The organism is Salmonella sp. NW645, assembly GCF_051703725.1.
In the GTDB taxonomy this organism is placed as follows: domain Bacteria; phylum Pseudomonadota; class Gammaproteobacteria; order Enterobacterales; family Enterobacteriaceae; genus Salmonella; species Salmonella enterica.
This window is the reverse complement of the sequence record NZ_JAMMKR010000003.1, coordinates 385,354-410,275: the sequence shown is the minus strand read 5'-3', so window position 1 is coordinate 410,275 and position 24,922 is coordinate 385,354. Positions and strand designations below refer to the sequence as shown.

The 24,922-nt window shown below is 50.2% G+C and carries 22 protein-coding genes and 1 pseudogene; 15 read left to right on the top strand and 8 right to left on the bottom strand.

The annotated features are described in order from the left end of the window. Positions 1–84: 84 nt before the first annotated feature. From tcfC to tioA, 4 genes are all read left to right on the top strand, one after another. The gene (gene tcfC, locus NA389_RS09135) at positions 85–2,772 is read left to right on the top strand and encodes a fimbrial outer membrane usher protein TcfC (protein ID WP_000092513.1); all 2,688 of its coding nucleotides are present in this window, start codon (positions 85–87) and stop codon (positions 2,770–2,772) included. Positions 2,773–2,794: 22 nt separating this feature from the next. Next, a complete protein-coding gene (locus NA389_RS09130; protein WP_000791808.1) occupies positions 2,795–3,853 on the top strand; it encodes a CfaE/CblD family pilus tip adhesin in 1,059 nt (352 codons plus the stop codon). A 132-nt stretch (positions 3,854–3,985) separates the two neighbouring features. After that, positions 3,986–4,441: an Lrp/AsnC family transcriptional regulator TinR gene (tinR, locus tag NA389_RS09125; protein ID WP_000141547.1), complete on the top strand. Its 456-nt coding sequence runs from the start codon at positions 3,986–3,988 to the stop codon at positions 4,439–4,441. Positions 4,442–4,580: 139 nt separating this feature from the next. Further along, the gene (tioA, locus tag NA389_RS09120) at positions 4,581–5,198 is read left to right on the top strand and encodes a protein TioA (protein WP_000241748.1); all 618 of its coding nucleotides are present in this window, start codon (positions 4,581–4,583) and stop codon (positions 5,196–5,198) included. Between the two features lie 601 nt (positions 5,199–5,799). Here tioA and NA389_RS09115 read toward each other — a convergent pair. Beyond that, positions 5,800–5,912 (bottom strand): annotated as a pseudogene (locus NA389_RS09115) (hypothetical protein); the annotation flags it as partial. Positions 5,913–5,968: 56 nt separating this feature from the next. Here NA389_RS09115 and NA389_RS09110 point away from each other — a divergent pair. After that, positions 5,969–6,157, top strand: a complete 189-nt coding sequence (locus NA389_RS09110; protein WP_031603649.1) for a hypothetical protein — start codon at positions 5,969–5,971, stop codon at positions 6,155–6,157. 3 nt (positions 6,158–6,160) lie between these two features. Here the strand turns inward: NA389_RS09110 and pagN are convergent, their stop codons facing one another. From pagN to fadE, 4 genes are all read right to left on the bottom strand, one after another. Beyond that, a complete protein-coding gene (pagN, locus tag NA389_RS09105) occupies positions 6,161–6,880 on the bottom strand; it encodes an adhesin/invasin protein PagN (RefSeq protein WP_000787612.1) in 720 nt (239 codons plus the stop codon). Positions 6,881–7,210: 330 nt separating this feature from the next. After that, entirely contained in the window at positions 7,211–7,618 is a 408-nt protein-coding gene (locus NA389_RS09100; RefSeq protein WP_000788200.1) for a Spy/CpxP family protein refolding chaperone, read from the bottom strand. 309 nt (positions 7,619–7,927) lie between these two features. After that, a complete protein-coding gene (locus NA389_RS09095; RefSeq protein WP_000015789.1) occupies positions 7,928–8,695 on the bottom strand; it encodes an amidohydrolase in 768 nt (255 codons plus the stop codon). Between the two features lie 108 nt (positions 8,696–8,803). Next, positions 8,804–11,248, bottom strand: a complete 2,445-nt coding sequence (gene fadE / locus NA389_RS09090) for an acyl-CoA dehydrogenase FadE (protein ID WP_000973041.1) — start codon at positions 11,246–11,248, stop codon at positions 8,804–8,806. Positions 11,249–11,487: 239 nt separating this feature from the next. On the opposite strand from fadE, the gene lpcA reads away from it, so the two are divergent. Beyond that, positions 11,488–12,066: a D-sedoheptulose 7-phosphate isomerase gene (gene lpcA, locus NA389_RS09085; protein WP_000284051.1), complete on the top strand. Its 579-nt coding sequence runs from the start codon at positions 11,488–11,490 to the stop codon at positions 12,064–12,066. A 212-nt stretch (positions 12,067–12,278) separates the two neighbouring features. Further along, complete coding sequence (locus tag NA389_RS09080; RefSeq protein WP_000333387.1) at positions 12,279–13,046, top strand: class II glutamine amidotransferase; 768 nt, start codon at positions 12,279–12,281, stop codon at positions 13,044–13,046. Here NA389_RS09080 and dpaA read toward each other — a convergent pair. Then, positions 13,017–13,757 (bottom strand): peptidoglycan meso-diaminopimelic acid protein amidase, encoded by a 741-nt coding sequence (gene dpaA / locus NA389_RS09075; RefSeq protein WP_001225658.1) that lies wholly within the window; start codon positions 13,755–13,757, stop codon positions 13,017–13,019. The genes NA389_RS09080 and dpaA overlap by 30 nt on opposite strands. Positions 13,758–14,006: 249 nt before the next feature. Between dpaA and dinB the strand changes: the two genes are divergently transcribed. The 3 genes from dinB to prfH all read left to right on the top strand — a co-directional run bounded on the left by dinB (position 14,007) and on the right by prfH (position 17,031). Beyond that, a complete protein-coding gene (gene dinB / locus NA389_RS09070) occupies positions 14,007–15,062 on the top strand; it encodes a DNA polymerase IV (protein WP_001226198.1) in 1,056 nt (351 codons plus the stop codon). Positions 15,063–15,280: 218 nt separating this feature from the next. Then, complete coding sequence (locus NA389_RS09065; RefSeq protein WP_000528908.1) at positions 15,281–16,420, top strand: RNA ligase RtcB family protein; 1,140 nt, start codon at positions 15,281–15,283, stop codon at positions 16,418–16,420. Then, complete coding sequence (gene prfH / locus NA389_RS09060) at positions 16,417–17,031, top strand: peptide chain release factor H (protein ID WP_000602093.1); 615 nt, start codon at positions 16,417–16,419, stop codon at positions 17,029–17,031. Before NA389_RS09065 ends, prfH begins: the two co-directional genes overlap by 4 nt. A gap of 155 nt (positions 17,032–17,186) precedes the next feature. Here the strand turns inward: prfH and pepD are convergent, their stop codons facing one another. Then, complete coding sequence (gene pepD / locus NA389_RS09055) at positions 17,187–18,644, bottom strand: cytosol nonspecific dipeptidase (protein WP_001292978.1); 1,458 nt, start codon at positions 18,642–18,644, stop codon at positions 17,187–17,189. 248 nt (positions 18,645–18,892) lie between these two features. On the opposite strand from pepD, the gene gpt reads away from it, so the two are divergent. From gpt to crl, 3 genes are all read left to right on the top strand, one after another. Further along, positions 18,893–19,351 (top strand): xanthine phosphoribosyltransferase, encoded by a 459-nt coding sequence (gpt, locus tag NA389_RS09050; protein WP_001292018.1) that lies wholly within the window; start codon positions 18,893–18,895, stop codon positions 19,349–19,351. A gap of 88 nt (positions 19,352–19,439) precedes the next feature. Further along, positions 19,440–20,684, top strand: a complete 1,245-nt coding sequence (gene frsA, locus NA389_RS09045; RefSeq protein ID WP_000189586.1) for an esterase FrsA — start codon at positions 19,440–19,442, stop codon at positions 20,682–20,684. 57 nt (positions 20,685–20,741) lie between these two features. Further along, positions 20,742–21,143, top strand: coding sequence for a sigma factor-binding protein Crl (gene crl / locus NA389_RS09040; protein ID WP_000174693.1), 402 nt, complete (start codon positions 20,742–20,744; stop codon positions 21,141–21,143). A gap of 50 nt (positions 21,144–21,193) precedes the next feature. On the opposite strand, the gene phoE is transcribed toward crl, so the two are convergent. Next, complete coding sequence (gene phoE, locus NA389_RS09035) at positions 21,194–22,246, bottom strand: phosphoporin PhoE (RefSeq protein ID WP_001043657.1); 1,053 nt, start codon at positions 22,244–22,246, stop codon at positions 21,194–21,196. A gap of 282 nt (positions 22,247–22,528) precedes the next feature. Here phoE and proB point away from each other — a divergent pair, with 282 nt between their 5' ends. Next, positions 22,529–23,632, top strand: a complete 1,104-nt coding sequence (gene proB / locus NA389_RS09030; protein ID WP_001285275.1) for a glutamate 5-kinase — start codon at positions 22,529–22,531, stop codon at positions 23,630–23,632. 11 nt (positions 23,633–23,643) lie between these two features. Further along, positions 23,644–24,894, top strand: coding sequence for a glutamate-5-semialdehyde dehydrogenase (proA, locus tag NA389_RS09025; protein ID WP_000893245.1), 1,251 nt, complete (start codon positions 23,644–23,646; stop codon positions 24,892–24,894). The last annotated feature ends 28 nt before the right edge of the window (positions 24,895–24,922 follow it).

Genomic DNA, 24,922 nt, shown 5'->3' with positions numbered 1-24,922 from the left:
GATCCGGTTTTGGGGTGTCACCGTTCGTACCTGAACCGGATCCGGTATTGATTTTATTATTCATTGCAATTCAGGTCTCTTTACGTGAGTCGTTATTTCTGGATGTATTATTTACTGGGATTGTGCAGTTTTACCAGCCAGGCAACTCTTATTCCCCCTCCTGGATTTGAATCTCTGCTGGAAGGACAGACTGAGCAAATTGAAGTGTTGCTACCAGGGCATTCACTGGGATTATTTCCGGTGGTGGTTAAACCGGACACCGTGCAGTTCATGTCCCCATTGATGGTACTTGAAAGCAGTGGGCTTGCCGCGTTGCCGGCCGCAGAACGGCAAAAAGCGCTGGCTGCACTCAGCCGTCCGTTGCTACGTAACAGCAATCTGGTCTGTGGTGTCTCAGAAGCAAAAGACAGCAGCGAGTGTGGTTACGTGGCAACAGATAAAGAGGATGTTGCGGTTATTTTTGATGAGAACAACGGTCAGTTATCTTTGTTTCTTAACCGGGACTGGTTGCCGGATGAAGAACGACGTGATAAACGCTGGCTGACTCCGACCCCGGAGGGTGTCAGCGCATTTATTCACCGCCAGACGCTGTATCTGAGTGATGATCTCCACAGTCGTAATATGACACTGAATGGTAGCGGTGCCCTGGGGCTTGGTGACGGTCGTTATCTGGGAGGCAACTGGGCGGCTATCTGGAATCAGTCAGAACATTACAATAACAGTCAGACCTGGTTTGACAATCTGTTTGTCCGTCAGGATCTCGGCAATCAGTATTATCTCCAGGCTGGTCGGATGGATCAGCGGAATCTGTCCAGCGCCACGGGGGGGGATTTTGGGTTCAGTCTGCTTCCCCTGAGCCGGTTTGATGGATTACGAACCGGGACCACCCAAGCTTATGTGAACCATGAGGTGGACCAGAATGCCACTCCGGTTATGGTTCAGGTTACCCGAAATGCCCGTATTGATATTTATCGTGGCAGCGAGTTGCTGGGGAGTCAGTTCCTGACCCCGGGAATGCATACCCTGGATACTCACTCTCTTCCACCGGGAAGCTATCCTCTGGCGTTGCGGATATATGAGGATGGAATTCTGCGACGAACGGAGAGCCAGCCCTTCAGTAAGGGGGGTAATAGCTTCAGTGCACAGACCCAGTGGTTTATTCAGGGCGGGCAGGAAGATACCGGGGATAAAGCCAGCCATTATGACGGTGAGACTGTCATGGCTGCCGGATTCCGAACTGGGCTGCGGAAAAATATCAGTCTGACCGAAGGTATCTCTCTGGCACATGAGGCCTGGTACAGTGAAACCCGACTGAATTCACAGCATGCAGTGCTGGATGGCACGCTGGACCTTTCTGCCGGGATACTGCATGGGACAGACAGCACGAGCGGTAACACTGAGCAGGTGACATACAACGACGGATTTTCCGCGAGTCTGTGGCGTAACCATACGGAAAGTGATGCCTGTAGTGGTCGTCATCCACAGTCAGTGCATGCCAGTATGACCTGCCAGACTTCGATGAACGCCTCCCTGTCGGTTCCGGTGGGGAACTGGTATGCCCTACTGGGATACAGTACCAGCAGGACAGAAGGTCGGCCGGTTTACCGGGGATATGATGATAACAGTGACAAAGAAAATGTGTTCTGGCGACAGGCATACATCCCTGCCTCTCACCGCGAATCTGCTCAGGCTAGTGCAACGTACAGCCTTAATATGGCTGGCATGAATATTAATACCCATGGGGGAGTATGGCGAACCCGAAATGACGGAGTGAATGATGATGGCTTGTTTATGAGTGTCAGTGTGTCATATGCCTCTCAACCACCGACAATGACTGGCAGTAATGGGTATACCTCAGCCGGGACCGATATTCACAGTAGCCGGAATCAAAAAACACAGACGTCCTGGAATGTGAACCATGTGAGATCCTGGCAGCAGGATCTGTATCGTGAACTGTCGGTGGGTTTCTCCGGTTATAACGACGACAGCTGGAGCGGGAGTCTCGGCGGACGCATGAGCGGCCGTATGGGTGAACTGAGCGCCACTATCAGTAACTCCCATCAACGTAATGCGGGCAGCGCCAGTTCACTCACCGCTGGCTACAGCTCGTCTCTGGCGTTATCCCGTAATGGACTGTTCTGGGGAGGTGGTCAGGACGGTGAACCGGCCTCTGGCATGGCGGTGAACGTGGAGTCAGAGGGGGACGAGGGCAGTAGCGGGAAAGTAGTCAGCGTTCGTGGCAGCAGCCAGCCGTTCAGTCTCGGTTTTGGTCAGCAGTCGCTGTTGCTGATGGAAGGCTATAACGCCACGGAGGTGACCATTGAGGATGCAGGGGTTAGTTCACAGGGTATGGCAGGCGTAAAAGCGGGAGGGGGAAGCAGGCGTTACTTCCTGACACCCGGGCATCTGCTGGTTCACAACATCAGCGCCAGTATGAGCCGACTGTACGTTGGCCGCGTACTGGACAAGGATGGCAGACCGCTGCTGGACGCACAGCCACTGAACTATCCATTTTTGTCGTTGGGACCTTCCGGGCGATTTAGCCTGCAGAGCGAGCATAAAGAATCCAGCCTGTGGCTGCTGTCTAAAAACAGGATCCTGCGTTGTCCGATGTCAGTACATAAACGTCGGGATGTTATGCAGGTAGTGGGTGATGTGCGGTGTGAATTAAGTGACGTGGAGGCCCTGCCACAGGCGTTGCAAATATCGCCGCGGGTCATCCGTTTGCTGAACGTGGCAGGTTTGCTGCGCCATTCCGTTCAGGAAGCCTGACGTAGAGATAAAGGCGATTACTATGAAGAATAAAATGAAGTGGACAAAGATAAACCATTATTTACATCCGAAAATTTGTTCGGCCTGCGCAATCTTGCTGATGGCTGGCGCTACACTGCCACAAGTCGCCGATGCGGAGACTACCTACGACCGGACCAGCACCGTCGACCTGAATTACGACAGGAGTAATGTACTAGGCTTTGAACGCATGTTTGAGCAGCATATAGATACGAATTATCTAGGATGGGTATGTAGATCCAATAGTAATGAAAACGAGGGGGCGTGTGACGATACAAATCTGATATGGGATAAACGGGGGGTAACAAAGATTCGTCTGCGTTTCAGAGAACAAATCAGTCATGCTGAAACTACGCTCATACTGGACGCTCGTGCTGGAGGAGCATGTGGATATTTTACTATTAATGGAGCCTGTACTTGTGTATATCCACATAACTACGTAACGGCCGGTATTTCCGCCGAAGAGCTAGCGAAAATACCGAAAGCCGGTATATGGAAAGCAACGTTGGTCTTGGATGTACATAGATGGCTAGACGGAAAAGTTGGTGTCGGGACTGCAGATATCACGCTGAATGTGACAGACCACTTTGCAGAAAATGCGGCTATTTATTTTCCGCAGTTTGGTACTGCAACACCTCGGGTGGACCTGAATCTGCACCGGCTGAATGCCTCACAAATGTCGGGCAGGGCTAATCTGGATATGTGTCTGTATGACGGAGGTGTGAAAGCCCGTTCATTACAGATGAAGATAGAAGGAAGCAATAAGTCAGGTACGGGATTTCAGGTTATAAAGAGTGATTCTGCTGATACGATTGATTATGCGGTCAGTATGAATTATGGGGGACGAAGTATTCCTGTCACCCGTGGCGTGGAGTTCAGTTTGGAGAACGTGGATAAAGCAGCAACGCGTCCGGTGGTACTTCCCGGGCAACGGCAGGCGGTACGTTGTGTGTCAGTGCCCCTTACCCTGACAACACAACCCTTTAACATCAGGGAGAAGCGTTCTGGTGAATATCAGGGAACGCTGACAGTGACAATGCTGATGGGAACACAAACCCCCTGACAGTAATTATTTATTTTATTGATATCTTTCTTATATGGTTTTTTAAATCAGAGTTCTCTTTATATACTTGTTTTATTTAATAAAGAGAATCTATTCACTTATGAAAATCAATGCGTGAGGTTCTGCTTTCCTATGACTGAGTATTTAGATGATAAAGATAAAGAATTATTGAAAGAAATCCAAAAAGATTGTGCGCAAACTTTATGGCAACTTGCATATAAAGTGGGACTTACGCCCACACCATGTTTCAAACGTTTAAAAAAACTTAAAGACAGGGGGGTTATCATTGGTCAGTTCGCTTTATTGGATAAAGAAAAACTAGGTCTTTCACTTAATGTCTTTATTATGATTAACATATCTGAGGAGCAATACGCTAGTATTTCTGAGAAAATAAAGTCAATGCCTGAGGTTATTGCCTTTTATCGAATTTCTGGATCATTTAATTATTTAATGCATACAGTATTTACAGATATGAACGATTACTATAGTTTTTATGAGAAAATAATATTAACTAATTCTTCAATTAGTGGATCTGCATCGAGCTTTGTTCTTGAGCAAATAAAGGAAACAAACGAACTGCCAGTGTGAAAGTGTGATGTGTACTTACTGATTTAATACATTATTATCCTTCTTACGGAACAACAACGGCAGATTGCGGCTGTTGAACAAGGATTTTAATCAGCAGTGGTGAAATTAAGCGGCACAGAATAACACAGCGGAATATCACATGGTTAAATATCACCCCGTGCATGTAACAAAAAACCGCATTAAAACAGATGATGTTACTGATATTTATTTCGTTGAACCCTTCTGGAAAGAAGGCGAAAACCACATAATTGAGTCATTGATGTTTTTTGAAGAGTTACAAAAGTCATTTAATTTATTCAACCATAAATATGGGTTAAATAAATATATACTCAGGATCCCCTGGGAATTTGTGCTCATACATATGGAAAGGATCAGTAAATTAAATAGCGTCGGGTTATTTGCTGTTTCTGTTGACTTTAATAACAACCACAAATTTCTGAGCGAGTACATCAGGAGTCGCAGAGATTATGGTATGGAAGTTTGGTTTGATTTTTGTGGTAAACATTCTTATTCCAGTGAAATTAAAAACCTTGGGTTCTTTTTTCAGGCTTGCGTAGTGCCTCGTGATCCTAATTTTATTAGTAGTGTTTATCATTATCATAAGTTCCAAAAGATTCTTGTCGGGGATATAAATGATGTAGAACAGAGAGCCGTGTACCAGAACGAAGTTGATTACATGTATGGAATGCAATGGCCATCGTCATATGACGGTTTTTTCTTTCGGGATCATAAAAAAAATGAAACTTGGTATATATAACAGAAGGAGTGAAAATTTGAATCAAAAATATCTTATTTATTTTTTGTTTAATTATTGTTTTGTTTTTTATTACGATTAAATATAAAGAACATCATTGTTCGTGCGGTGGGGAGGCTGGAAGTTTAGGGGATGACCGTTTATCAACAATTTTATTACAGCCACCATACGAATGGTTTATATATGCACTAGATGTATTATTTTAGTTTAATATATCGATGGTTGCTATTTGCATTGATGATGTTCCGTTACATTAAGGAATATACATCTGTATCTCGTTATACGCACACTCACATTACTAATCATTATTAATATGAGTGTGGTTCTTGTTTTACGCATGCATGGTTGCATGTGACGTTAAATTTAAATGAGCTGACTGTATGAATTCTAAATACTTTAGAGAGGTGTTTTTTGTCTCGGTAGTTGTTATATTATTATTTTATTTGGTGTTATTTGCAGCCAGTGCTCATGCTGAAGGCGGCTTCAGCTCTGGAGGCATTGGGTTATTTATGACGGGAACAAGAGAGATGCTACTGTAGAGATAATAAATTCTGCTAAAGATTCCCCAATTCTTGTGCATTGACATCCTCCACGTCCTGAAGGGCGTGGGTTCCTGCTCCAACGGGCTGCCTGACTGCACGCTCCTTCCACAGGCAAGCACGGCGTGTCCCGCTCTAAAATGTTACGCGCGCCGTTTACATCGGCGTTCGCAGTATATCTTCATACCAGACACTTGTAAGTATCTCGCATAATCGTGCCATTCACATTTAGAGATCATACAACAGGACGGGGCTGTTTTTGGGCAGCCGGAAGTTAAGCCCATACCAGAAACGTTGCAGTGTACTGAAAAATGGCGCCAGGTTGCACCTGTTCAACGATTTTCTGAAGGCGCAGGAGTATTCATTACTGATATCCTCCATTGCGCCTTCGGGAACCCACAGGACCAGCTATTTTACCGATAGTGTTTAAAAGGCGTAAGTAATGCCGAGCATGAAGTCATTGGAGGCAGCCTTTGTGTCTGCATCATAAGCGGTATGTTCATCACCAGCATAGTGATTTTTTGAAATGCTTACTTTGCCTGCATTAATGTATTTATAACTGGCGTCAATCATAATATTATCTGTTACAGCATATTTTGCACCGATACCTGCGCCCCAGGCAAAGTTATTTTTTGAAGCAGACAGAGTTTCATTAATACCAAAACCAACAGGAATGGTGTTATTACTTAGCTTCACATGAGCGAGGCCAACGCCTGCGCTGATATAGGGTGTAAATGCCGTACTATTGTGAAAATCATAATAGCCATTAACCATGTAAGTGGTCATTCGGACCTGATTTTTTACATTTATGTGTACTGGCTGACCAAATGCAATAATATCCTGCCCGCCTTTAGCATCCGTCTCACCTCTGAAAGTGGTATCCAGTTCTAAACGTACTGGAAGCTGGAATGGATCATAAAAGTCATAACCGATAGCAACCCCGCCGCCAAAAACGCCTTTGGTACGGTCAGGTAACGTTGCATGACCATTGACTATCTCATCCTGGCTGAAGGTTGAGTTGATTCCATAGACATTGACTACGGATGTCCCCGCTTTCCCGGTGATATAGATCCCTTCTTTTGCTGATGCAGTAGCGGACCAGGTTACCACAAGGGGAATGATGCAGACTGCGAAAAAGTTTTTCATTTCAGAACCTGCCTTAACATTGGGCTAAAAGACAAGTTTCACGGTATAGGGGGTGATATAACGATTACATAAACGAAGCCCAAAAAACGGTCTATTGTAACGCTGGGTTTTCTGTAAGCGGGTAAAAAATGAGATGAAGATTTTAAATAACAATACGATAATCGTCGGTATGGAAATCCATCTCCTCGCCAAATTCCCCCACGTACGGTTTCACTTCTACGTTATGTAACGGGTAGTGTGAGATGGTGCGATGCTGTAAGAAAAAGATGAAGATGAATTTGTACCTGTCCTGGATAAAGCCCGTTATCCAGAAATAACGGGCAAAAATATTTACTCAAGTGCCTGGGCGAGATCTTGTTGTACCTGTTGACGCTGTTCTGGTGTTAAGACTTTGCTTAAATCAAAATAATATTTAACCCGATAATAGCGAGCCTGTTGTTCTATGTTACTGAAGGCTGCAAGCTGCTGTTTTACGGCGGCGTCATCCCATTTACCGGATTTAATCACCTCTATCAGCGCACCGTCTTTAATTCCCTTCATAGAAATCTGACTGACGTCGGTTTCCAGTTGTTGGTGAAGTTTTTTGATCCGGGTAATCTGATCGTTTGTCAGCTTCAGATGCTGGACAATAGGATCCTGGGCGGGCAGGGGAGGATTGGGAACAGCGGTGGCGAAAGCGCCAAAAGAAACGCCCGCCAGAGTCGCTGCCAGTAAAGTTGTGCGTACAAAGTTTTTCATGAAGATATCCTGATAAGGGAGTGATTAACCGTTTTTATTACCCACGAATGGCGAGCAATTATCTTAGAGCCTATCCCATTAGGGCTATTTTACTTGCCATTTTGGACCTGGGCAGTGCTCAAAATCCTCACGTACTACGTGTACGCTCCGGTTTTTGCGCGCTGTCCGTGTCCAAACTGGCTGCGCCAATAACGCCTGGTGGGATAGGCTCTTAGTCAGAATACGTTGCCTGCCACATTACGCCACGCGAATTTGTTTTACGGAGAGTTACGGAGTGAAACAATCCCGCCGCGGTGAGCGGCAGGTTGCTTACAAGGTGAATGGATCGGCATCGCGCCAGGCTGGAAATTTTTCGCGATAGTCCTGCAAGGCGACGAGAGAAAGATCGGCATCAATACGTGTCGCCTGGTGTGGTTCGGCGGTGGCGATAATATCACCCTGGGGATTAATGATCCGGCTATCGCCGCGATAATGTAACCCATTGCCATCGGTGCCAACCCGGTTGCAGCCTGCGACATAAGCCTGATTTTCAATAGCGCGCGCTGTCAGTAATGTTTGCCAGTGTAGCGAGCGCGGCGCAGGCCAGTTCGCTACATACAGCGCCAGATCGTAATCATTGCGGTTGCGCGACCATATCGGAAAGCGCAGATCGTAACAGATCAGCGGCAGGATGCGCCAACCGCGCCACTGCACGATGATGCGTTTATCGCCTGCGGCATAATGTTGATGTTCATCCGCCATACGAAACAGATGGCGCTTATCATAGAGATGAACCTTACCTTCCGGTTCAACCAGTAAGAAGCGATTTACGGCGCCGCGCTCAGTTTGTAGCGCCGCGCTGCCGGCAATCAGAGCGTCAGTTTGTCGGGCTTTGGCCTGCATCCACGTAATCACGCTATCTTGCGAAAGTGAGTTATTAGCGGCCTCCATCGCGAAGCCGGTGGTAAACATTTCAGGCAGAACAATCACATCCCGGCCAGATACGAGCTCTAGCTGTCTGTCAAAATGACGCAGGTTTGCCGGGCCGTCCATCCAGACTAAAGGTTGTTGCAACAGAGTAATTTTCAAACCAGACACGATCGGAGCTCCTCATTGAACAGCGTCTTTACACTGTAGCATGAGCAATAATAAAAAAGCGGCAAGAAAAAGCCCCGCGAAAGCGGGGCAGGAAAGATGCGAGACTGATTATGCGGCTTCGACTTTACGCACTTTCTCCGGCAGCTTTACCGGTTTGGTCGCCAGCGCTTCAGGTTCAAAATCATCAACGTTGATACTGCGCAGGCGGCTCTCTTCCGCTTTCGCCAGGATGGCGGCTTCATCTTTATCTATAAGCCCTTTCGCCAGCGCATTGCGCGCCAGTTCATCCAGACGAGTAAACGGCAGATTTTTACCCAGTTCTTTGCAGATGCGCTGGTGGATAGGGTCGGCAGCGATGACATCACGCAGCGCTTCTTCCAGTAAACCGACCGGATTATGTTCGGCGGGTGTCAGATACTGGCCGCGCCCAATGCGTGAACGTGTGGCGTTCGGCACCTGCAGGATCTTCGCCACGGCGTGATCCAGCTTATCAGACGGCGCCAGATAATGACGGCCAGTCGGGAAGATCATCGCGGTGAGCAATCCGGCCACGACGCGGTTCGGGAAGTTCTGCAGCAGATCGTCCATCGCTTGTTCAGCACGATACAGCGCATCCTGTACGCCCCAGTGCACCAGCGGCAGGTCGGCTTCGTGGCGACCTTCGTCGTCGTAACGCTTCAGTACGGCTGAGGCCAGATAAAGCTGACTCAACACATCGCCCAGACGCGCGGAGATACGCTCGCGGCGTTTCAGGCTGCCGCCCAGTACCGCCATTGACACGTCAGACAGCAGCGCCAGGTTTGCGCTCAGTCGGTTCAGATGCTGGTAATAACGCTTCGTGGCGTCGCCGGTTGGCGTATGGCTCGTTAATCCGCGGGTCAGGCCAAGCCAGAAACTGCGAACGGTATTGCTGCCGACATGACCAATATGTTTAAACAACAGCTTATCAAAGGCATTCACATCATTATTCTGCGCTGCGGCCATCTCTTCCAGTACATAAGGATGGCAGCGAATGGCGCCCTGACCAAAGATCATCATGCTACGGGTCAGGATATTCGCGCCTTCCACGGTGATCGCGATAGGCGCGCCCTGGTAAGCACGCGCCAGGAAGTTGCTCTCGCCCAGCATAATGCCTTTACCCCCTGTGATATCCATCGCGTCGATAATTGACTGCTGGCCGCGGTGGGTGCAGTGGTACTTCACGATAGCCGACAGTACCGCCGGTTTTTCGCCCAGCATAATGCCGTAGGTGATTAACGATGCGGCGGCATCCATCACATAAGCGTTACCTGCAATACGCGCCAGCGGTTCCTCAATACCTTCCATCTTGCCGATAGAAATTTTGAACTGACGACGAATGTGAGCATAGGCGCCGGTTGCCAGCGCGACGGATTTCACCCCGCCAGTGGAGTTGGACGGCAGGGTAATACCGCGTCCTACCGACAAACATTCCACCAGCATACGCCAGCCCTGTCCGGCCATTTTGGGGCCGCCGATAATATAATCAATAGGCACGAAAATATCGTTACCGCGGGTTGGACCATTCTGGAACGGAACGTTAAGCGGGAAGTGGCGACGACCAATTTCCACACCCGGCGTTGAGGTGGGGATCAGGGCGCAGGTAATACCCAGCTCTTCTTCTCCGCCTAACAGTCTATCCGGATCGGAAAGCTTAAACGCCAGACCCAACACGGTAGCTATCGGCGCCAGCGTAATGTAACGCTTGTTCCAGGTCAGGCGCATACCCAGCACCTGCTGGCCCTGCCATTCGCCCATGCAAACCACGCCGGTATCCGGAATGGCGCCTGCATCAGAACCTGCTTCCGGGCTGGTCAGCGCAAAGCAGGGGATCTCCTGGCCGCGCGCCAGTCGCGGCAGATAGTGATTCTTCTGCTCTTCCGTACCATAGTGCTGCAATAACTCGCCAGGGCCGAGTGAGTTTGGAACGCCGACGGTGATAGCCAGAATCCCGGAGACGCCGGACAGTTTTTGCAGTACACGGGACTGCGCATAAGCGGAGAACTCCAGCCCGCCATACTCTTTTTTAATGATCATCGCAAAAAAACGATGCTCTTTCAGGTAAGCCCACAGTTCCGGCGGCAGATCCGCCAGTTCATGGGTAATCTGAAAATCGTTCGCCATCCGGCACGCTTCTTCTACCGGACCGTCGAGAAACGCTTGCTCTTCGGCAGTGAGTTGCGGTTGCGGATAGTTGTGCAGTTTTTTCCAGTCAGGCTTGCCCTGGAACAGATCGCCTTCCCACCAGGTTGTACCGGCATCAATCGCTTCTTTCTCAGTGCGCGACATCGGCGGCATGACCTTACGGAAGCCGCGGAACACCGGTGCGGAAATCATTGATTTTCGCATCGGTGTGAGGTTAAACGGCACGAGGATAATGGCCAGAGGAACCAACAGCCAGATGGACCACAGGCCAGCGACGCCAAGTGCGGCGGTCCAGGCGAGCAGAATCAGGCTGCTGAGAAATAAACTCACGCGGTGATAGAACAATGCGCCGAGCAGAACAACCGTAGCGATAATACTCAAAATCATCATAACGAAAAGCTCCCTTGCTTGTAGGAGGTCTGACCACTTGTGATGATTAGGTTGTAGTAGATGTAAAATTTTTTAGCAATGTGTTTACAAAATAATTACAACAAAGCTCACATTGTTGCCGTTTTTGGGGGCACGAAAAATCAAAAGCGTGAGGCGTTAATTCGGCTTATGCTTCTCGCCTGTACTGCTATCCGGTACACTGCATACTGTCATTTACATTCATGCTGAAGGATATCCTCATGTACCAGGATCTTATTCGTAACGAACTGAACGAAGCGGCGGAAACGCTGGCTAATTTTTTAAAAGATGACGCCAATATTCACGCCATTCAGCGCGCGGCGGTCCTGTTGGCTGACAGTTTTAAAGCGGGTGGTAAGGTACTTTCCTGCGGTAACGGCGGCTCCCATTGCGATGCGATGCACTTTGCTGAAGAGCTGACAGGTCGTTATCGTGAAAATCGTCCGGGCTACCCGGCAATTGCGATTTCTGATGTTAGCCATATATCCTGCGTCAGTAATGATTTTGGCTATGACTATATTTTCTCTCGTTACGTTGAGGCGGTAGGGCGCGAAGGCGATGTCCTGTTAGGGATCTCGACGTCGGGTAACTCTGGTAACGTGATTAAAGCGATTGCCGCGGCCCGTGAAAAAGGCATGAAAGTGATTACGTTGACCGGCAAAGACGGCGGCAAAATGGCGGGAACGGCGGATATTGAAATTCGCGTACCGCACTTCGGTTATGCCGATCGTATTCAGGAAATTCATATCAAAGTAATTCATATTTTGATTCAGTTGATCGAAAAAGAGATGGTTAAATAACTATACCCGTCATACTTCAAGCTGCAGGTGCGTTGGTTGCGCTCAGAAACCCCAGTCACATAGTTATCTATGTTCCTGGGGATTTCCTCCCTTACCGCCTTCCTGCAACTCGAATTATTTAGGGTATAGCATATTGTTTTCTTTGATATTTTGAGTTTTGATTGGCTGTAAAAATTACGCCTTCCCGCTTAAGGCGTTTGTGGAGGTGATGTATGTGCGAACTGCTTGGGATGAGCGCCAATGTGCCGACGGATATCTGCTTTAGCTTCACCGGACTGGTGCAGCGTGGCGGCGGAACCGGGCCGCATAAAGACGGCTGGGGAATTACCTTTTACGAAGGAAAGGGCTGTCGCACGTTTAAAGATCCGCAACCGAGCTACCATTCGCCGATTGCGAAACTGGTACAGAATTACCCGATCAAGTCCTGCTCGGTTATCGCCCATATCCGTCAGGCTAATCGCGGTGAAGTGGCGCTGGAAAATACACACCCTTTTACCCGGGAATTATGGGGACGCAACTGGACTTATGCTCATAACGGTCAGCTCAACGGTTATAAGTCGCTGGAAACCGGTAATTTTCGTCCGGTGGGGGAAACCGACAGCGAAAAAGCGTTTTGCTGGCTATTGCATAAATTAACGCAGCGTTATCCCCGCACGCCGGGCAACATGACAGCGGTATTTAAATATATTGCGACACTGGCGACGGTATTACGTGAAAAAGGCGTTTTTAACATGCTGCTGTCAGATGGGCGATATGTGATGGCGTTTTGCTCAACCCATTTGCACTGGATCACTCGCCGGGCGCCGTTTGGCGTAGCCACGCTGGTGGATCAGGATATGGAAATTGATTTCAGTTCACAGACCACGCCAAATGACGTGGTTACCGTGATTGCTACCCAGCCGCTAACGGGGAATGAAACCTGGCAAAAGATTATGCCAGGCGAATGGGCGTTATTTTGCCTCGGAGAGCGTATAATTTGAGGCCAGCTGTGGCTGAACAACTTCGTGACTCAACGGTTTGCTCACGACGTAACGTCCATCAACGATAGAAACAGTTGGCGGCTTATGCGTCTGTTCAAAATAATCGTAGCCGGGTTTTAGCTGCGCCCAGAAATCTTTGTAATAAGAATATTTATGACGCTGCATATTGGCGTCGGTCATCCGGAACGGATAAATACTCACCTGCACGCTCGGCTGACCAAAGACCAGCGCGGCGGTGACAAACTGGAAAATCTCATCAATGCCGCTGTCGGTCATGGCATAGCAGCCGACGGAAACACAGGCACCGTGAATCATCAGATATTTACCATCATAGCCATGCGCGCGATCGTAGGCATTGGGAAAACCAATGTTGATGGCCTTATAAAAACGGCTGTCTGGCTTGAGTTGATTACGCTGAACGCTGTAAAACCCTTCCGGACTTTTAAAATCGCCCTGACGGCGTTTCGGGCCTAACCCGCCGGAATAGTTGCAAATTTTGTAGCTATCAAGCAACTGGTATTGCTCACCCATTTTGACGTAGAGATCAAGAGTGCGCTCTTCTTTAAAAATCTGAATATAGACCGGTGAGCCCATTAACTGCTGCTTATACTCTTTACTGACCGGCGTGACGGGGCTGCTGCTGCTCAGCAAACCGGCAAATGAGACGCACGGCATCAGAAGCATCGCAAGAAAAAATGCGATTTTACGCATACTGCTTGTTCCTTGATAAAACGGTTACACACGCCAGAACGGCAAAAGAGTCCCCAAATCGGAGTAATCTGGATTTGGAGCGCTCACATTAGCACCACGGCAGTTTTTCGCAAGTCCCCGTGTGTACGTTTACAATTTTCCCGCCGCTTTCGTCGTCATACCTTCGAATATGTCGCATTTTTAACGCGAATGTATCTTTGCGCGCAATAAAACATACTGTACACTTAAACAGTATTGTGGGGGCGAGCGATGCGCAAAATCATACATGTTGATATGGACTGTTTTTTTGCCGCGGTAGAGATGCGTGATAATCCGGCGTTACGCGATATTCCCATTGCCATTGGCGGGAGTCGTGAGCGAAGAGGCGTTATCAGTACCGCCAACTATCCTGCGCGCCAGTTTGGCGTACGCAGCGCGATGCCGACTGCCATGGCGCTAAAGCTGTGCCCCCATCTCACCTTACTGCCTGGCCGCTTTGACGCCTATAAAGAGGCTTCGCGGCATGTACGTGACATCTTTTCCCGCTACACTTCACTGATTGAACCGCTCTCGCTGGATGAAGCCTGGCTGGATGTGACTGACAGCCCGCACTGTTATGGATCGGCGACTCTGATCGCCAGGGAGATTCGTCAGACTATTTTCAATGAACTGCAACTCACCGCCTCTGCCGGCGTTGCGCCAGTGAAATTTCTGGCGAAGATCGCCTCCGATCTCAATAAACCGAACGGGCAATATGTTATTACGCCAGCCGATGTACCCGACTTTCTTAAAACGTTGCCGTTAGCCAAAATTCCAGGCGTGGGGAAAGTTTCCGCCGCCAAACTGGAAAATATGGGGTTAAGAACCTGCGGGGATATTCAACAGTGCGATCTGGCGATGCTTCTCAAACGCTTTGGTAAATTTGGCCGGGTATTATGGGAGCGTAGTCAGGGTATTGACGAGCGTGATGTTAACAGCGAAAGGCTGCGTAAATCGGTAGGCGTTGAGCGTACTCTGGCGGAGGATATTCATGAATGGTCGGACTGCGAGGCCATTATTGAGCATTTATATCCGGAGCTGGAGCGTCGTCTGGCTATAGTGAAGCCCGATTTACTGATTGCCCGACAGGGCGTTAAATTAAAATTTAATGATTTTCAGCAAACCACTCAGGAACATGTCTGGCCGCAATTAAATAAAGAAGACTTAATTACCACCGCCCGTAAAACCTGGGACGAGCGTCGCGGCGAGCGCGGCGTACGGTTGGTGGGGCTACACGTAACGCTGCTCGACCCTCAATTGGAACGACAGTTGGTGTTAGGGTTATAAGTCAGGCCATTAAGATTTTATCACTATTACGATTGCGCCATCTAAATTTCAGTATTACTATACCCGCGTTTTCTCATTCTCAATAACTGCAAAGGAGGTTCATCATGACACTTTATTCTCTGAACGCACTTTGCAGACATTTCCAGGATTAATTTTCTCTTATTGCTCTGGATTAGTCTGCCATTTCCTGATTTTTTAATTCATATATGGAATGGTATATGGGCAATTATATTCGTCCTTTATCAGATGTGGTATTTTCTATCGCATCAGATAACCTGTGGATCGAAGATTCCGCGATCCAACAATTATATACGACGGCTAAGTTAACCGGTATGAGACGCGTTATCGGGATGCCAGATCTGCATCCGGGGCGCGGTTACCCTATTGGCGCAGCCTTTTTCTCGCGTGGACGTTTTTATCCGGCGCTGGTCGGCAACGATATCGGCTGCGGCATGGCGTTATGGCAAACGGATATTTTAGGGCGTAAATATAACGCCGATAAACTGGAGAAGCGGCTGGCGTCGCTGACTGACGTGGCGGACGCGCAGTGGCTGGAGGAGAATGTCCCCGCCGCAATGCAGCATCATTCGTGGCGCTCTGCGCTGGGTTCCATTGGCGGCGGCAATCATTTTGCCGAGCTGCAGCAGGTCGATCGCATCGTCGATGCTGATTCGTTCGCTTTGTCGGGGTTGCAAAAAGCGCAGTTATTACTGCTGGTACACAGTGGTTCACGCGGTCTGGGGCAAGCTATCCTGCGTCGTCATGTGGAGGCGTTTTCGCATAACGGTTTGCCGGAAGATAGCGACGATGCGCGCCGCTACCTTGCAGAACATGACGATGCGCTGGCATTTGCCCGCAGTAATCGCGCGCTGATTGCCCGCCGGATACTGCAACAGCTCAAGGCTGAGGGCGAACCGCGGCTGGATGTGGCGCATAACTTCGTTGAACCCTGTACTGTCGCGGGTGAGGCGGGGTGGCTGCATCGTAAAGGCGCTACGCCAGATGGGCAGGGACTGGTGATTATCCCCGGCTCGCGCGGCGATTATAGCTGGCTGGTGAAACCCGTCGTCAGCGAGGAGAGCCTCTTCTCCCTGGCGCATGGCGCGGGGCGCAAATGGATGCGTACCGAGTGTAAAGACCGGTTATCGGCAAAATTTACCCCACGACAGCTCTGCCATACCGGGATGGGCAGCCGGGTGATTTGCCGCGATCGCCAGCTCATTTATGAGGAAGCGCCGCAGGCGTATAAATCCATCGATAGCGTTGTGGATTGTCTGGCAGACGCCGGACTGATTACGCCAGTTGCCTGCCTGCGTCCGGTGCTGACGCTGAAAACCTCAGGGGAGAAAAGCGCATGATCTTACTGCAACTTTCTTCCGCACAGGGACCGGACGAGTGTTGTCTGGCGGTAAAAAAAGCGCTGGATTGTCTGACGAAAGAAGCCGCCAGAGAAAAGGTATCGTTGACACGGCTTGAAACAGAGCCGGGACGATTACCAGACACGCTACGTTCCGCGCTGGTCTCGCTGGACGGCGAAAAAGCTATGGCTTTCAGTAAACGTTGGTGCGGCACGTTACTGTGGATTTGTACCAGCCCGTATCGCCCGCACCATGGGCGAAAAAACTGGTACGTCGGCATTGGGCGCTTTTCCGCCGACGAACACATACAGTCTGATGAGATTCGTTTCGAGACTCTGCGCTCTTCCGGTCCGGGTGGGCAGCACGTTAATAAAACCGACTCGGCAGTGCGGGCCACGCACCTGGCGAGCGGGATTAGCGTGAAGGTTCAGTCGGAGCGCAGTCAACATGCGAATAAGCGTCTGGCCCGGCTGCTGATTGCCTGGCGGCTGGAACAGCAACGGCAAAATGAGTGTGCGGCGTTGAAGTCTGAAAGGCGTCTGTTCCATCATCAGATTGAGCGCGGAAATCCGCTACGGATATTTAAAGGAATGGCGTTTACGCCACAATAATTCGGTGTTACCGGCGCTGTTATCGGGCTGTCTGGCTATTCGCGTGTAGCCGCAGCGCTATTTCAGCGCATCCAGGAGAGCTTATCTGGCAATGGATACCCGATATTCCATATTGATAGCCCGTCCAGAAATGGGACGGGCATTTTAGCGCTTTCTTACTTCGCAGGAATCGCTTTCAGCAATTCGGTCAGCAGAGTCCAGTAGTGGCCGACGCTTTCGATATGTACCTGCTCATCCGGAGAGTGAGGTCCGGTAATGGTAGGTCCAATAGAGACCATATCCATATCCGGATAGGGTTTCTTAAACAGACCGCATTCCAGGCCGGCGTGGATAATCTGGATGTTCGGTGTCTTGTTGAACAGACGCTGATAGGTTTCCCGCACCAGGTGCATGACCGGCGAGTTCGCATCGGGCTGCCAGCCAGGATAGCTGCCTTTTGCTTCGGTTTTCGCGCCAGCCAGCTTGCCCAGCGAATCCAGCATACTCACCACATAATCTTTACCGCTGTCGATAAGAGAGCGAATCAGGCAGTGAATTTCGACATTCGCATCAGACATTGTGACCACGCCAACGTTCAGCGATGTTTCCACTACGCCTTTCGCCACGTCTGAATTGCGGATCACGCCGTTCGGCGTTGCGTTCAGCAGGCGCACAAAGGTATCGCGTGACGGCGCGGTCAATGCGGCTTTATCACTAGCAACCTCATTGAGTTGCAGCGTCAGGTTTTTCTCTTTTTCCGCCAGTTCGTTTTTCAGAATATCCTGGTAAGCATTCACTAATGTTTTCAGAGTGCCTACGTTGTCTGCGGCAACGGCGAGGGTAGCGAACGCTTCGCGCGGAATCGCGTTACGCAGCGTGCCGCCGTTGAAATCGATCAGACGCAGATCCAGTTCTTCTGCGTGCCCGGCCAGGAAACGCGCCAGCAATTTGTTGGCATTGCCAAGGCCGAGGTGAATTTCACCACCGGAGTGGCCGCCTTTCAGGCCTTTCAGGGTTAGCTTAAAGCATGCAAATCCTGCGGGTACAGCTTCACGGGTCAACGGCAGATTAGAGGTAAAATCGATGCCGCCTGCGCAGCCCATATAGATCTCACCTTCTTCTTCAGAGTCGGTGTTGATCAGGATGTCGGCCTGCAACCAGCCGGACTGGAGGCCGAACGCGCCATCCATGCCGGCTTCTTCGGTCATGGTCAGCAGCACTTCCAGCGGGCCGTGGACGACATTATCGTCAGCCAGTACCGCTAACGCAGAAGCCATTCCAATACCATTGTCGGCGCCGAGCGTAGTACCGCGCGCTTTAACCCATTCGCCATCAATATAAGGCTGGATAGGATCTGTAGTGAAGTCGTGAACGGTGTCGCTATTTTTTTGCGGCACCATATCCAGATGCGCCTGTAAAACGACCGGCTTGCGATTTTCCATACCTGCAGTGGCGGGCTTACGGATCAGAATATTACCGACCTGGTCGCGATCCACGTAAAGGCCTTTCTCTTTGGCCCAACTCACAATATGTTCCGCGAGTTGCTCTTCGTGATAGGACGGGTGAGGAATAGAACAGATTTTGGCAAAAATATCCCACAAAGGTTGTGGTGATAACTGAGACAGTTCAGACACGATAAGTCTCCTTGGCGGTGGTCTGAAAAACGTTCTTACAGGCCACAGGGTTAGCGGAATTGATAACTCTTACGAGATGCGACTGAGAATACCACTTTCTCCGCCTGCGGGTAGTATAAAGCATACAAAAAGAGGCGTGGATTCCGCTAAACACTGGTTTTTAGCGCGTCAGGTCTCTATAATCTCGCGCAACTATTTCCCCCTCGAACACTTTTTAAGCCGTAGATAAACAGGCTGGGACACTTCACATGAGCGAAAAATACGTCGTCACCTGGGACATGTTGCAGATTCACGCACGCAAACTGGCGAGCCGCCTCATGCCTTCAGAACAATGGAAAGGCATTATTGCCGTAAGTCGTGGCGGCCTTGTACCGGGCGCACTACTGGCGCGTGAATTGGGCATTCGTCATGTCGATACCGTATGCATCTCCAGCTACGATCACGATAACCAGCGCGAACTGAAAGTGCTGAAACGTGCAGAAGGCGACGGCGAAGGCTTTATCGTCATCGACGATCTGGTCGATACCGGCGGCACCGCCGTCGCGATTCGCGAAATGTACCCTAAAGCGCATTTCGTCACGATTTTCGCTAAACCGGCGGGCCGTCCGCTGGTTGATGATTATGTTATTGATATTCCTCAGAACACCTGGATTGAGCAGCCCTGGGATATGGGTGTGGTATTTGTACCGCCGATTTCAGGTCGTTAATCAGCAGCTTTTCAGAGCGCCCGGCAATGCCGGGCGCTGTTTTATTGGTTACAATAAGCCTCTATGAGTATCCAAGGAGGCTGCACGAATGACACAGGCTAACCTCAGCGAAACCCTGTTCAAACCCCGCTTTAAACATACTGAAACGTCTACCCTTGTCCGTCGGTTCAATCGTGGGTCGCAGCCGCCCATGCAATCCGCGCTGGACGGTAAGAACGTTCCGCACTGGTATCGCATGATAAACCGCCTGATGTGGATTTGGCGCGGCGTTGACCCACGAGAAATCCTTGATGTGCAGGCGCGCATTGTGATGAGCGACGCAGAGCGAACGGATGATGATTTATACGATACGGTCATCGGTTACCGCGGCGGCAACTGGATTTATGAGTGGGCAAAGCAGGCGATGGACTGGCAGCAGAAAGCCTGTCAGGAACAGGACGCCATGCGCAGCGGACGCTACTGGCTTCATGCCTCAACGCTCTATAACATTGCCGCCTACCCGCATTTGAAGGGCGATGAGCTGGCGGAGCAGGCGCAGGCGCTGGCGAATCGCGCCTATGAAGAGGCCGCGCAGCGGTTGCCCGGCTCGTTACGTGAAATGGAATTTGCCGTTCCTGGCGGTTCGCCTGTCACCGCGTTTTTACATATGCCGAAAGGGGATGGTCCGTTTCCGACGGTGCTCATGTGCGGCGGCCTGGACGCCATGCAAACCGACTATTACACCCTGTATGAACGCTATTTCGCGCCGCGCGGTATCGCGATGTTAACGCTTGATATGCCTTCGGTTGGATTTTCATCAAAGTGGAAATTAACCCAGGATTCCAGCTTGCTCCACCAGCATGTGTTAAAAGCGCTTCCTAATGTCCCCTGGGTGGATCATACCCGTGTTGCGGCGTTTGGTTTCCGTTTTGGCGCCAATGTTGCGGTGCGTCTGGCCTATCTGGAAGCGCCGCGTTTGAAAGCAGTGGCTTGCCTGGGGCCGGTGGTCCATGCGCTACTTAGCGATCCGCAACGACAGAGCACGGTGCCGGAGATGTATCTGGATGTGCTGGCCAGCCGTCTGGGTATGCATGATGCTTCGGATGAGGCGCTGCGTGTGGAGCTCAATCGCTATTCGTTGAAAGTACAGGGGCTACTGGGCAGACGTTGTCCTACGCCAATGCTTTCCGGCTTCTGGAAAAACGATCCTTTCAGCCCGGAAGAAGAGTCTCGCTTAATTACAACATCATCTTCAGACGGTAAGCTGATAGAGATCCCTTTTAACCCGGTGTACCGCAATTTTGACCACGCGCTGCAAGAAATTACCGACTGGATTAATCATAGATTGTGTTAATAGATTGATAAATTCTATTGATTTGGTAAAACAGTTGCTTCATTAAAGGAGATCGCAATGACGTTACCGAGTGGACACCCGAAAAGTAGATTGATCAAGAAATTTACCGCGCTTGGCCCCTATATCCGGGAAGGGCAGTGCGAAGACAATCGTTTTTTTTTCGATTGCCTGGCAGTTTGCGTCAACGTGAAGCCCGCGCCAGAGAAGCGTGAATTTTGGGGCTGGTGGATGGAGCTGGAAGCACAAGAGAAACGCTTCACTTATCGTTATCAGTTTGGTTTGTTTGATAAAGAGGGCAACTGGACCGCAGTACCGATTAACGAAACCGAAGTGGTGGAGCGACTGGAATACACGCTACGCGAGTTTCATGAAAAGCTACGCGACCTGCTGATTTCTATGGAGCTGGCGCTGGAGCCGTCTGACGATTTCAACGACGAGCCGGTAAAACTGTCGGCATAACCCTGCTGCCATGCCTGATGGCGTAGCGCCATCAGGCACAATGCGACTTATCAGAACTGGTAGGTCAACCCTATTGCCACAATATCATCGTCATTAATGCCTAACGTGTTATCGCTATCAAGCTGATTGATTTTGTAATCTACAAACGCGGACATATTTTTGTTGAAGTAATAGGTTGCGCCCACGTCAATGTAATTCACCAAATCCTCACTGCCGACGCCCTCAATATCTTTGCCTTTTGACAGCACATAGCCTAATGACGGACGCAGACCAAAATCAAACTGATACTGGATAACTGCTTCGAAGTTTTGGGTTTTATTGGCAAATCCGCCGGAAACTGGCGTCATGTTGCGGGTTTCTGAATAGAAGGTCGCAATATAAATATCATTCGCGTCATACTTTACACCCGTAGCCCAGGCTTCGGCTTTATCGCCCGTACCGCGGCGCTGCAGATTTTGCTCCCTGGTGCGATCGGAGAGAGTATAAGCGCCGCTGACGGCAAAATCGCTGCCGCCGAAATCATAGCTCACGGATGTGCCGAAGCCGTCGCCGTTTTGCTTTTTCACATCGCGATTTTCGTTTTTCCCCTGATACTGTAAGGTAAGATCCAGTCCATCAACGATGCCGAAGAAATCGGTATTGCGGTAAGTCGCCAGCCCGCTGGCGCGTTTAGTCATAAAATTATCGGTCTGGGCGGAAGAGTCGCCGCCGAATTCGGGAAACATATCCGTCCAGGCCTCAACATCGTACAGCGCGCCCAGGTTACGTCCATAGTCAAAAGAACCGATATCTTTTAATTTCAGGCCTGCAAAGGCCAGGCGGGTTTTTTGCTGGGACGAATCACTTTCGGCTTTATTAGCGGCAAACTCAGCTTCCCAGCGCCCGTAGCCGGTCAATTGATCGTTAATTTGCGTTTCGCCTTTAAAACCAAAACGAACGTAGCTTTGATCGCCATCTTTGCTGTCATAATCGCTCATATAGTGCATGGCTTTAACTTTTCCATACACATCAAGCTTATTACCGTTTTTATTGTAAACCTCGGCGGCGTGAACAGATGCTGATGCGATGATACTCACCACTATTGCCAGAGTGCTCTTATTCATTTCCATTCCTGTTTTAATTACGCGCTATGATTTGTCGGGAGACCCGGTAAAAAACAGGAAGGTTTTTAACGTTCGGTAATGAAAGATTTATGACAAAGTGAGAATTTTTTTAAAAAAATATGTTTAATTGTTGCGGTAATAAAATGGTCAAATTCTGCCGCTACGCTTGCTGATCCTGCACAACAAAATTTCACGCTACGCGTACAGGTTGTTGGCAACCGGAGCCAGTCCTGCTAAAACGTTCATTTGGTCTTTATTTCTTATTTTGAACGGCAGAGAATCATGAGTGACAGCCAGACGCTGGTCGTAAAACTCGGCACCAGCGTGCTAACAGGCGGATCGCGCCGCCTGAACCGTGCCCATATCGTAGAACTTGTCCGCCAGTGCGCGCAGCTACACGCCGCGGGACATCGTATTGTTATTGTTACCTCTGGCGCGATTGCCGCCGGACGTGAACATCTCGGCTACCCGGAACTGCCGGCAACAATTGCCTCTAAACAGCTTCTGGCGGCGGTAGGGCAAAGCCGCCTGATTCAACTGTGGGAGCAGTTGTTTTCAATTTACGGTATCCATATCGGGCAGATGCTGTTGACGCGTGCGGATATGGAAGACAGAGAGCGCTTTCTGAACGCCCGCGATACGCTGCGTGCATTACTGGATAACCATATTGTGCCGGTTATCAATGAAAATGATGCCGTTGCGACAGCGGAAATTAAAGTGGGCGATAACGATAACCTCTCCGCGCTGGCGGCGATCCTGGCAGGCGCGGATAAACTGCTGCTGCTGACCGATCAGCAAGGATTATTTACCGCCGATCCGCGTAGCAATCCGCAGGCGGAGCTTATCAAAGATGTGTATGGCGTTGACGATGCGCTGCGCTCTATCGCGGGAGACAGCGTTTCCGGACTGGGAACCGGTGGTATGAGCACTAAGCTTCAGGCGGCAGACGTGGCCTGTCGCGCGGGTATTGATACGATTATTGCCTCAGGCAGTAAACCGGGCGTGATCGGCGATGTGATGGAGGGGATTTCCGTCGGCACCCGTTTTCATGCGCAAGCCTCGCCGCTGGAGAACCGCAAACGTTGGATCTTCGGCGCGCCGCCGGCAGGCGAAATTACGGTTGATGAAGGTGCGACTGCGGCAATGCTGGAACGTGGCAGTTCACTTCTGCCAAAAGGCATCAAAAGCGTGACGGGCAATTTCTCGCGGGGGGAGGTCATCAGAATTTGTAACCTGCAAGGGCGTGATATCGCTCATGGCGTCAGCCGTTATAACAGTGATGCTCTGCGGCGGATAGCCGGCCACCACTCTCAACAAATCGATGCGATTCTGGGCTATGAATATGGCCCGGTCGCTGTTCATCGTGATGACATGATTACTCGATAAGGAACAGGCATATGCTGGAACAAATGGGCATTGCTGCTAAAGCGACGTCGTATAAGCTGGCGCTGCTCTCCAGCTGCGAAAAAAATCGCGTGCTGGAAAAAATAGCCGATGAACTGGAAGCGCAAATGGAAAGTATCCTCAGCGCGAACGTACAAGATGTTGAGCAGGCGCGAGCCAACGGCCTGAGCGAAGCGATGCTGGACCGCCTGGCGCTGACCCCTGCGCGTCTGAAAGCGATTGCTGACGATGTGCGCCAGGTCTGTAATCTCGCCGACCCGGTCGGGCAGGTGATCGACGGCGGTCTGCTGGACAGCGGGCTACGTCTGGAGCGCCGCCGCGTGCCGTTGGGCGTGGTTGGCGTTATCTATGAGGCGCGTCCGAATGTTACCGTTGATGTGGCTTCTTTGTGTCTGAAAACCGGTAATGCGGTGATTCTACGCGGTGGGAAAGAGACGCATCGCACGAATGCCGCAACCGTTCGTGTCATTCAGAAGGCACTGAAAGCTTGCGGTTTACCGGAGGCAGCGGTTCAGGCAATTGATAATCCGGATCGTTCGCTGGTCAATGAAATGCTGCGTATGGATAAGTACATCGATATGCTGATCCCGCGCGGCGGCGCAGGCTTGCATAAACTGTGCCGCGAGCAATCCACAATCCCAGTGATTACCGGCGGGATTGGCGTGTGCCATATTTTTGTCGATAGCAGCGCAGACATCGCCCCGGCGCTGAAGATTATCGTCAACGCCAAAACCCAGCGCCCGAGCACCTGTAACACGGTGGAAACCTTGCTGGTGCATCAGGACATCGCAGAACGCTTTTTGCCTGTGCTGAGCAAGCAGATGGCGGAGGGCGGCGTAACGTTGCATGGGGATGAAACCGTCATGCAGGCACTGCATGGCCCTGCCAAACTGGTGCCGCTGAAACCGGAAGAGCTGGATAACGAGTTTCTGTCTCTGGATCTGAACGTTGTGGTGGTCGAAAATATGGATGGCGCTATCGCCCACATTCGCGAACATGGCACTCAGCACTCCGATGCGATTTTGACGTGTGATATGCATAATGCTGCGCGTTTCGTGAACGAAGTGGATTCCGCTGCGGTTTATGTCAACGCCTCTACCCGTTTTACCGACGGCGGGCAGTTTGGGCTTGGCGCAGAAGTGGCGGTCAGCACGCAGAAATTACATGCCCGCGGTCCGATGGGGCTTGAAGCGCTTACCACCTATAAGTGGATCGGCTTTGGCGATGGTACGATTCGTGCGTAATTAATGTCGAGCGGTGCAAAAATAGCCG

Coding starts and splice junctions, on each gene's coding strand:
- tioA (WP_000241748.1), top strand. CDS start 4,581: ATGGTTAAATATCACCCCGTGCATGTAACAAAAAACCGCATTAAAACA.
- phoE (WP_001043657.1), bottom strand. CDS start 22,246: ATGAATAAGAGCACTCTGGCAATAGTGGTGAGTATCATCGCATCAGCA.
- fadE (WP_000973041.1), bottom strand. CDS start 11,248: ATGATGATTTTGAGTATTATCGCTACGGTTGTTCTGCTCGGCGCATTG.
- gpt (WP_001292018.1), top strand. CDS start 18,893: ATGAGCGAAAAATACGTCGTCACCTGGGACATGTTGCAGATTCACGCA.
- NA389_RS09065 (WP_000528908.1), top strand. CDS start 15,281: ATGGGCAATTATATTCGTCCTTTATCAGATGTGGTATTTTCTATCGCA.
- NA389_RS09100 (WP_000788200.1), bottom strand. CDS start 7,618: ATGAAAAACTTTGTACGCACAACTTTACTGGCAGCGACTCTGGCGGGC.
- dpaA (WP_001225658.1), bottom strand. CDS start 13,757: ATGCGTAAAATCGCATTTTTTCTTGCGATGCTTCTGATGCCGTGCGTC.
- dinB (WP_001226198.1), top strand. CDS start 14,007: ATGCGCAAAATCATACATGTTGATATGGACTGTTTTTTTGCCGCGGTA.
- proA (WP_000893245.1), top strand. CDS start 23,644: ATGCTGGAACAAATGGGCATTGCTGCTAAAGCGACGTCGTATAAGCTG.
- pagN (WP_000787612.1), bottom strand. CDS start 6,880: ATGAAAAACTTTTTCGCAGTCTGCATCATTCCCCTTGTGGTAACCTGG.
- tinR (WP_000141547.1), top strand. CDS start 3,986: ATGACTGAGTATTTAGATGATAAAGATAAAGAATTATTGAAAGAAATC.
- NA389_RS09080 (WP_000333387.1), top strand. CDS start 12,279: ATGTGCGAACTGCTTGGGATGAGCGCCAATGTGCCGACGGATATCTGC.
- frsA (WP_000189586.1), top strand. CDS start 19,440: ATGACACAGGCTAACCTCAGCGAAACCCTGTTCAAACCCCGCTTTAAA.
- proB (WP_001285275.1), top strand. CDS start 22,529: ATGAGTGACAGCCAGACGCTGGTCGTAAAACTCGGCACCAGCGTGCTA.
- NA389_RS09130 (WP_000791808.1), top strand. CDS start 2,795: ATGAAGAATAAAATGAAGTGGACAAAGATAAACCATTATTTACATCCG.
- lpcA (WP_000284051.1), top strand. CDS start 11,488: ATGTACCAGGATCTTATTCGTAACGAACTGAACGAAGCGGCGGAAACG.
- prfH (WP_000602093.1), top strand. CDS start 16,417: ATGATCTTACTGCAACTTTCTTCCGCACAGGGACCGGACGAGTGTTGT.
- crl (WP_000174693.1), top strand. CDS start 20,742: ATGACGTTACCGAGTGGACACCCGAAAAGTAGATTGATCAAGAAATTT.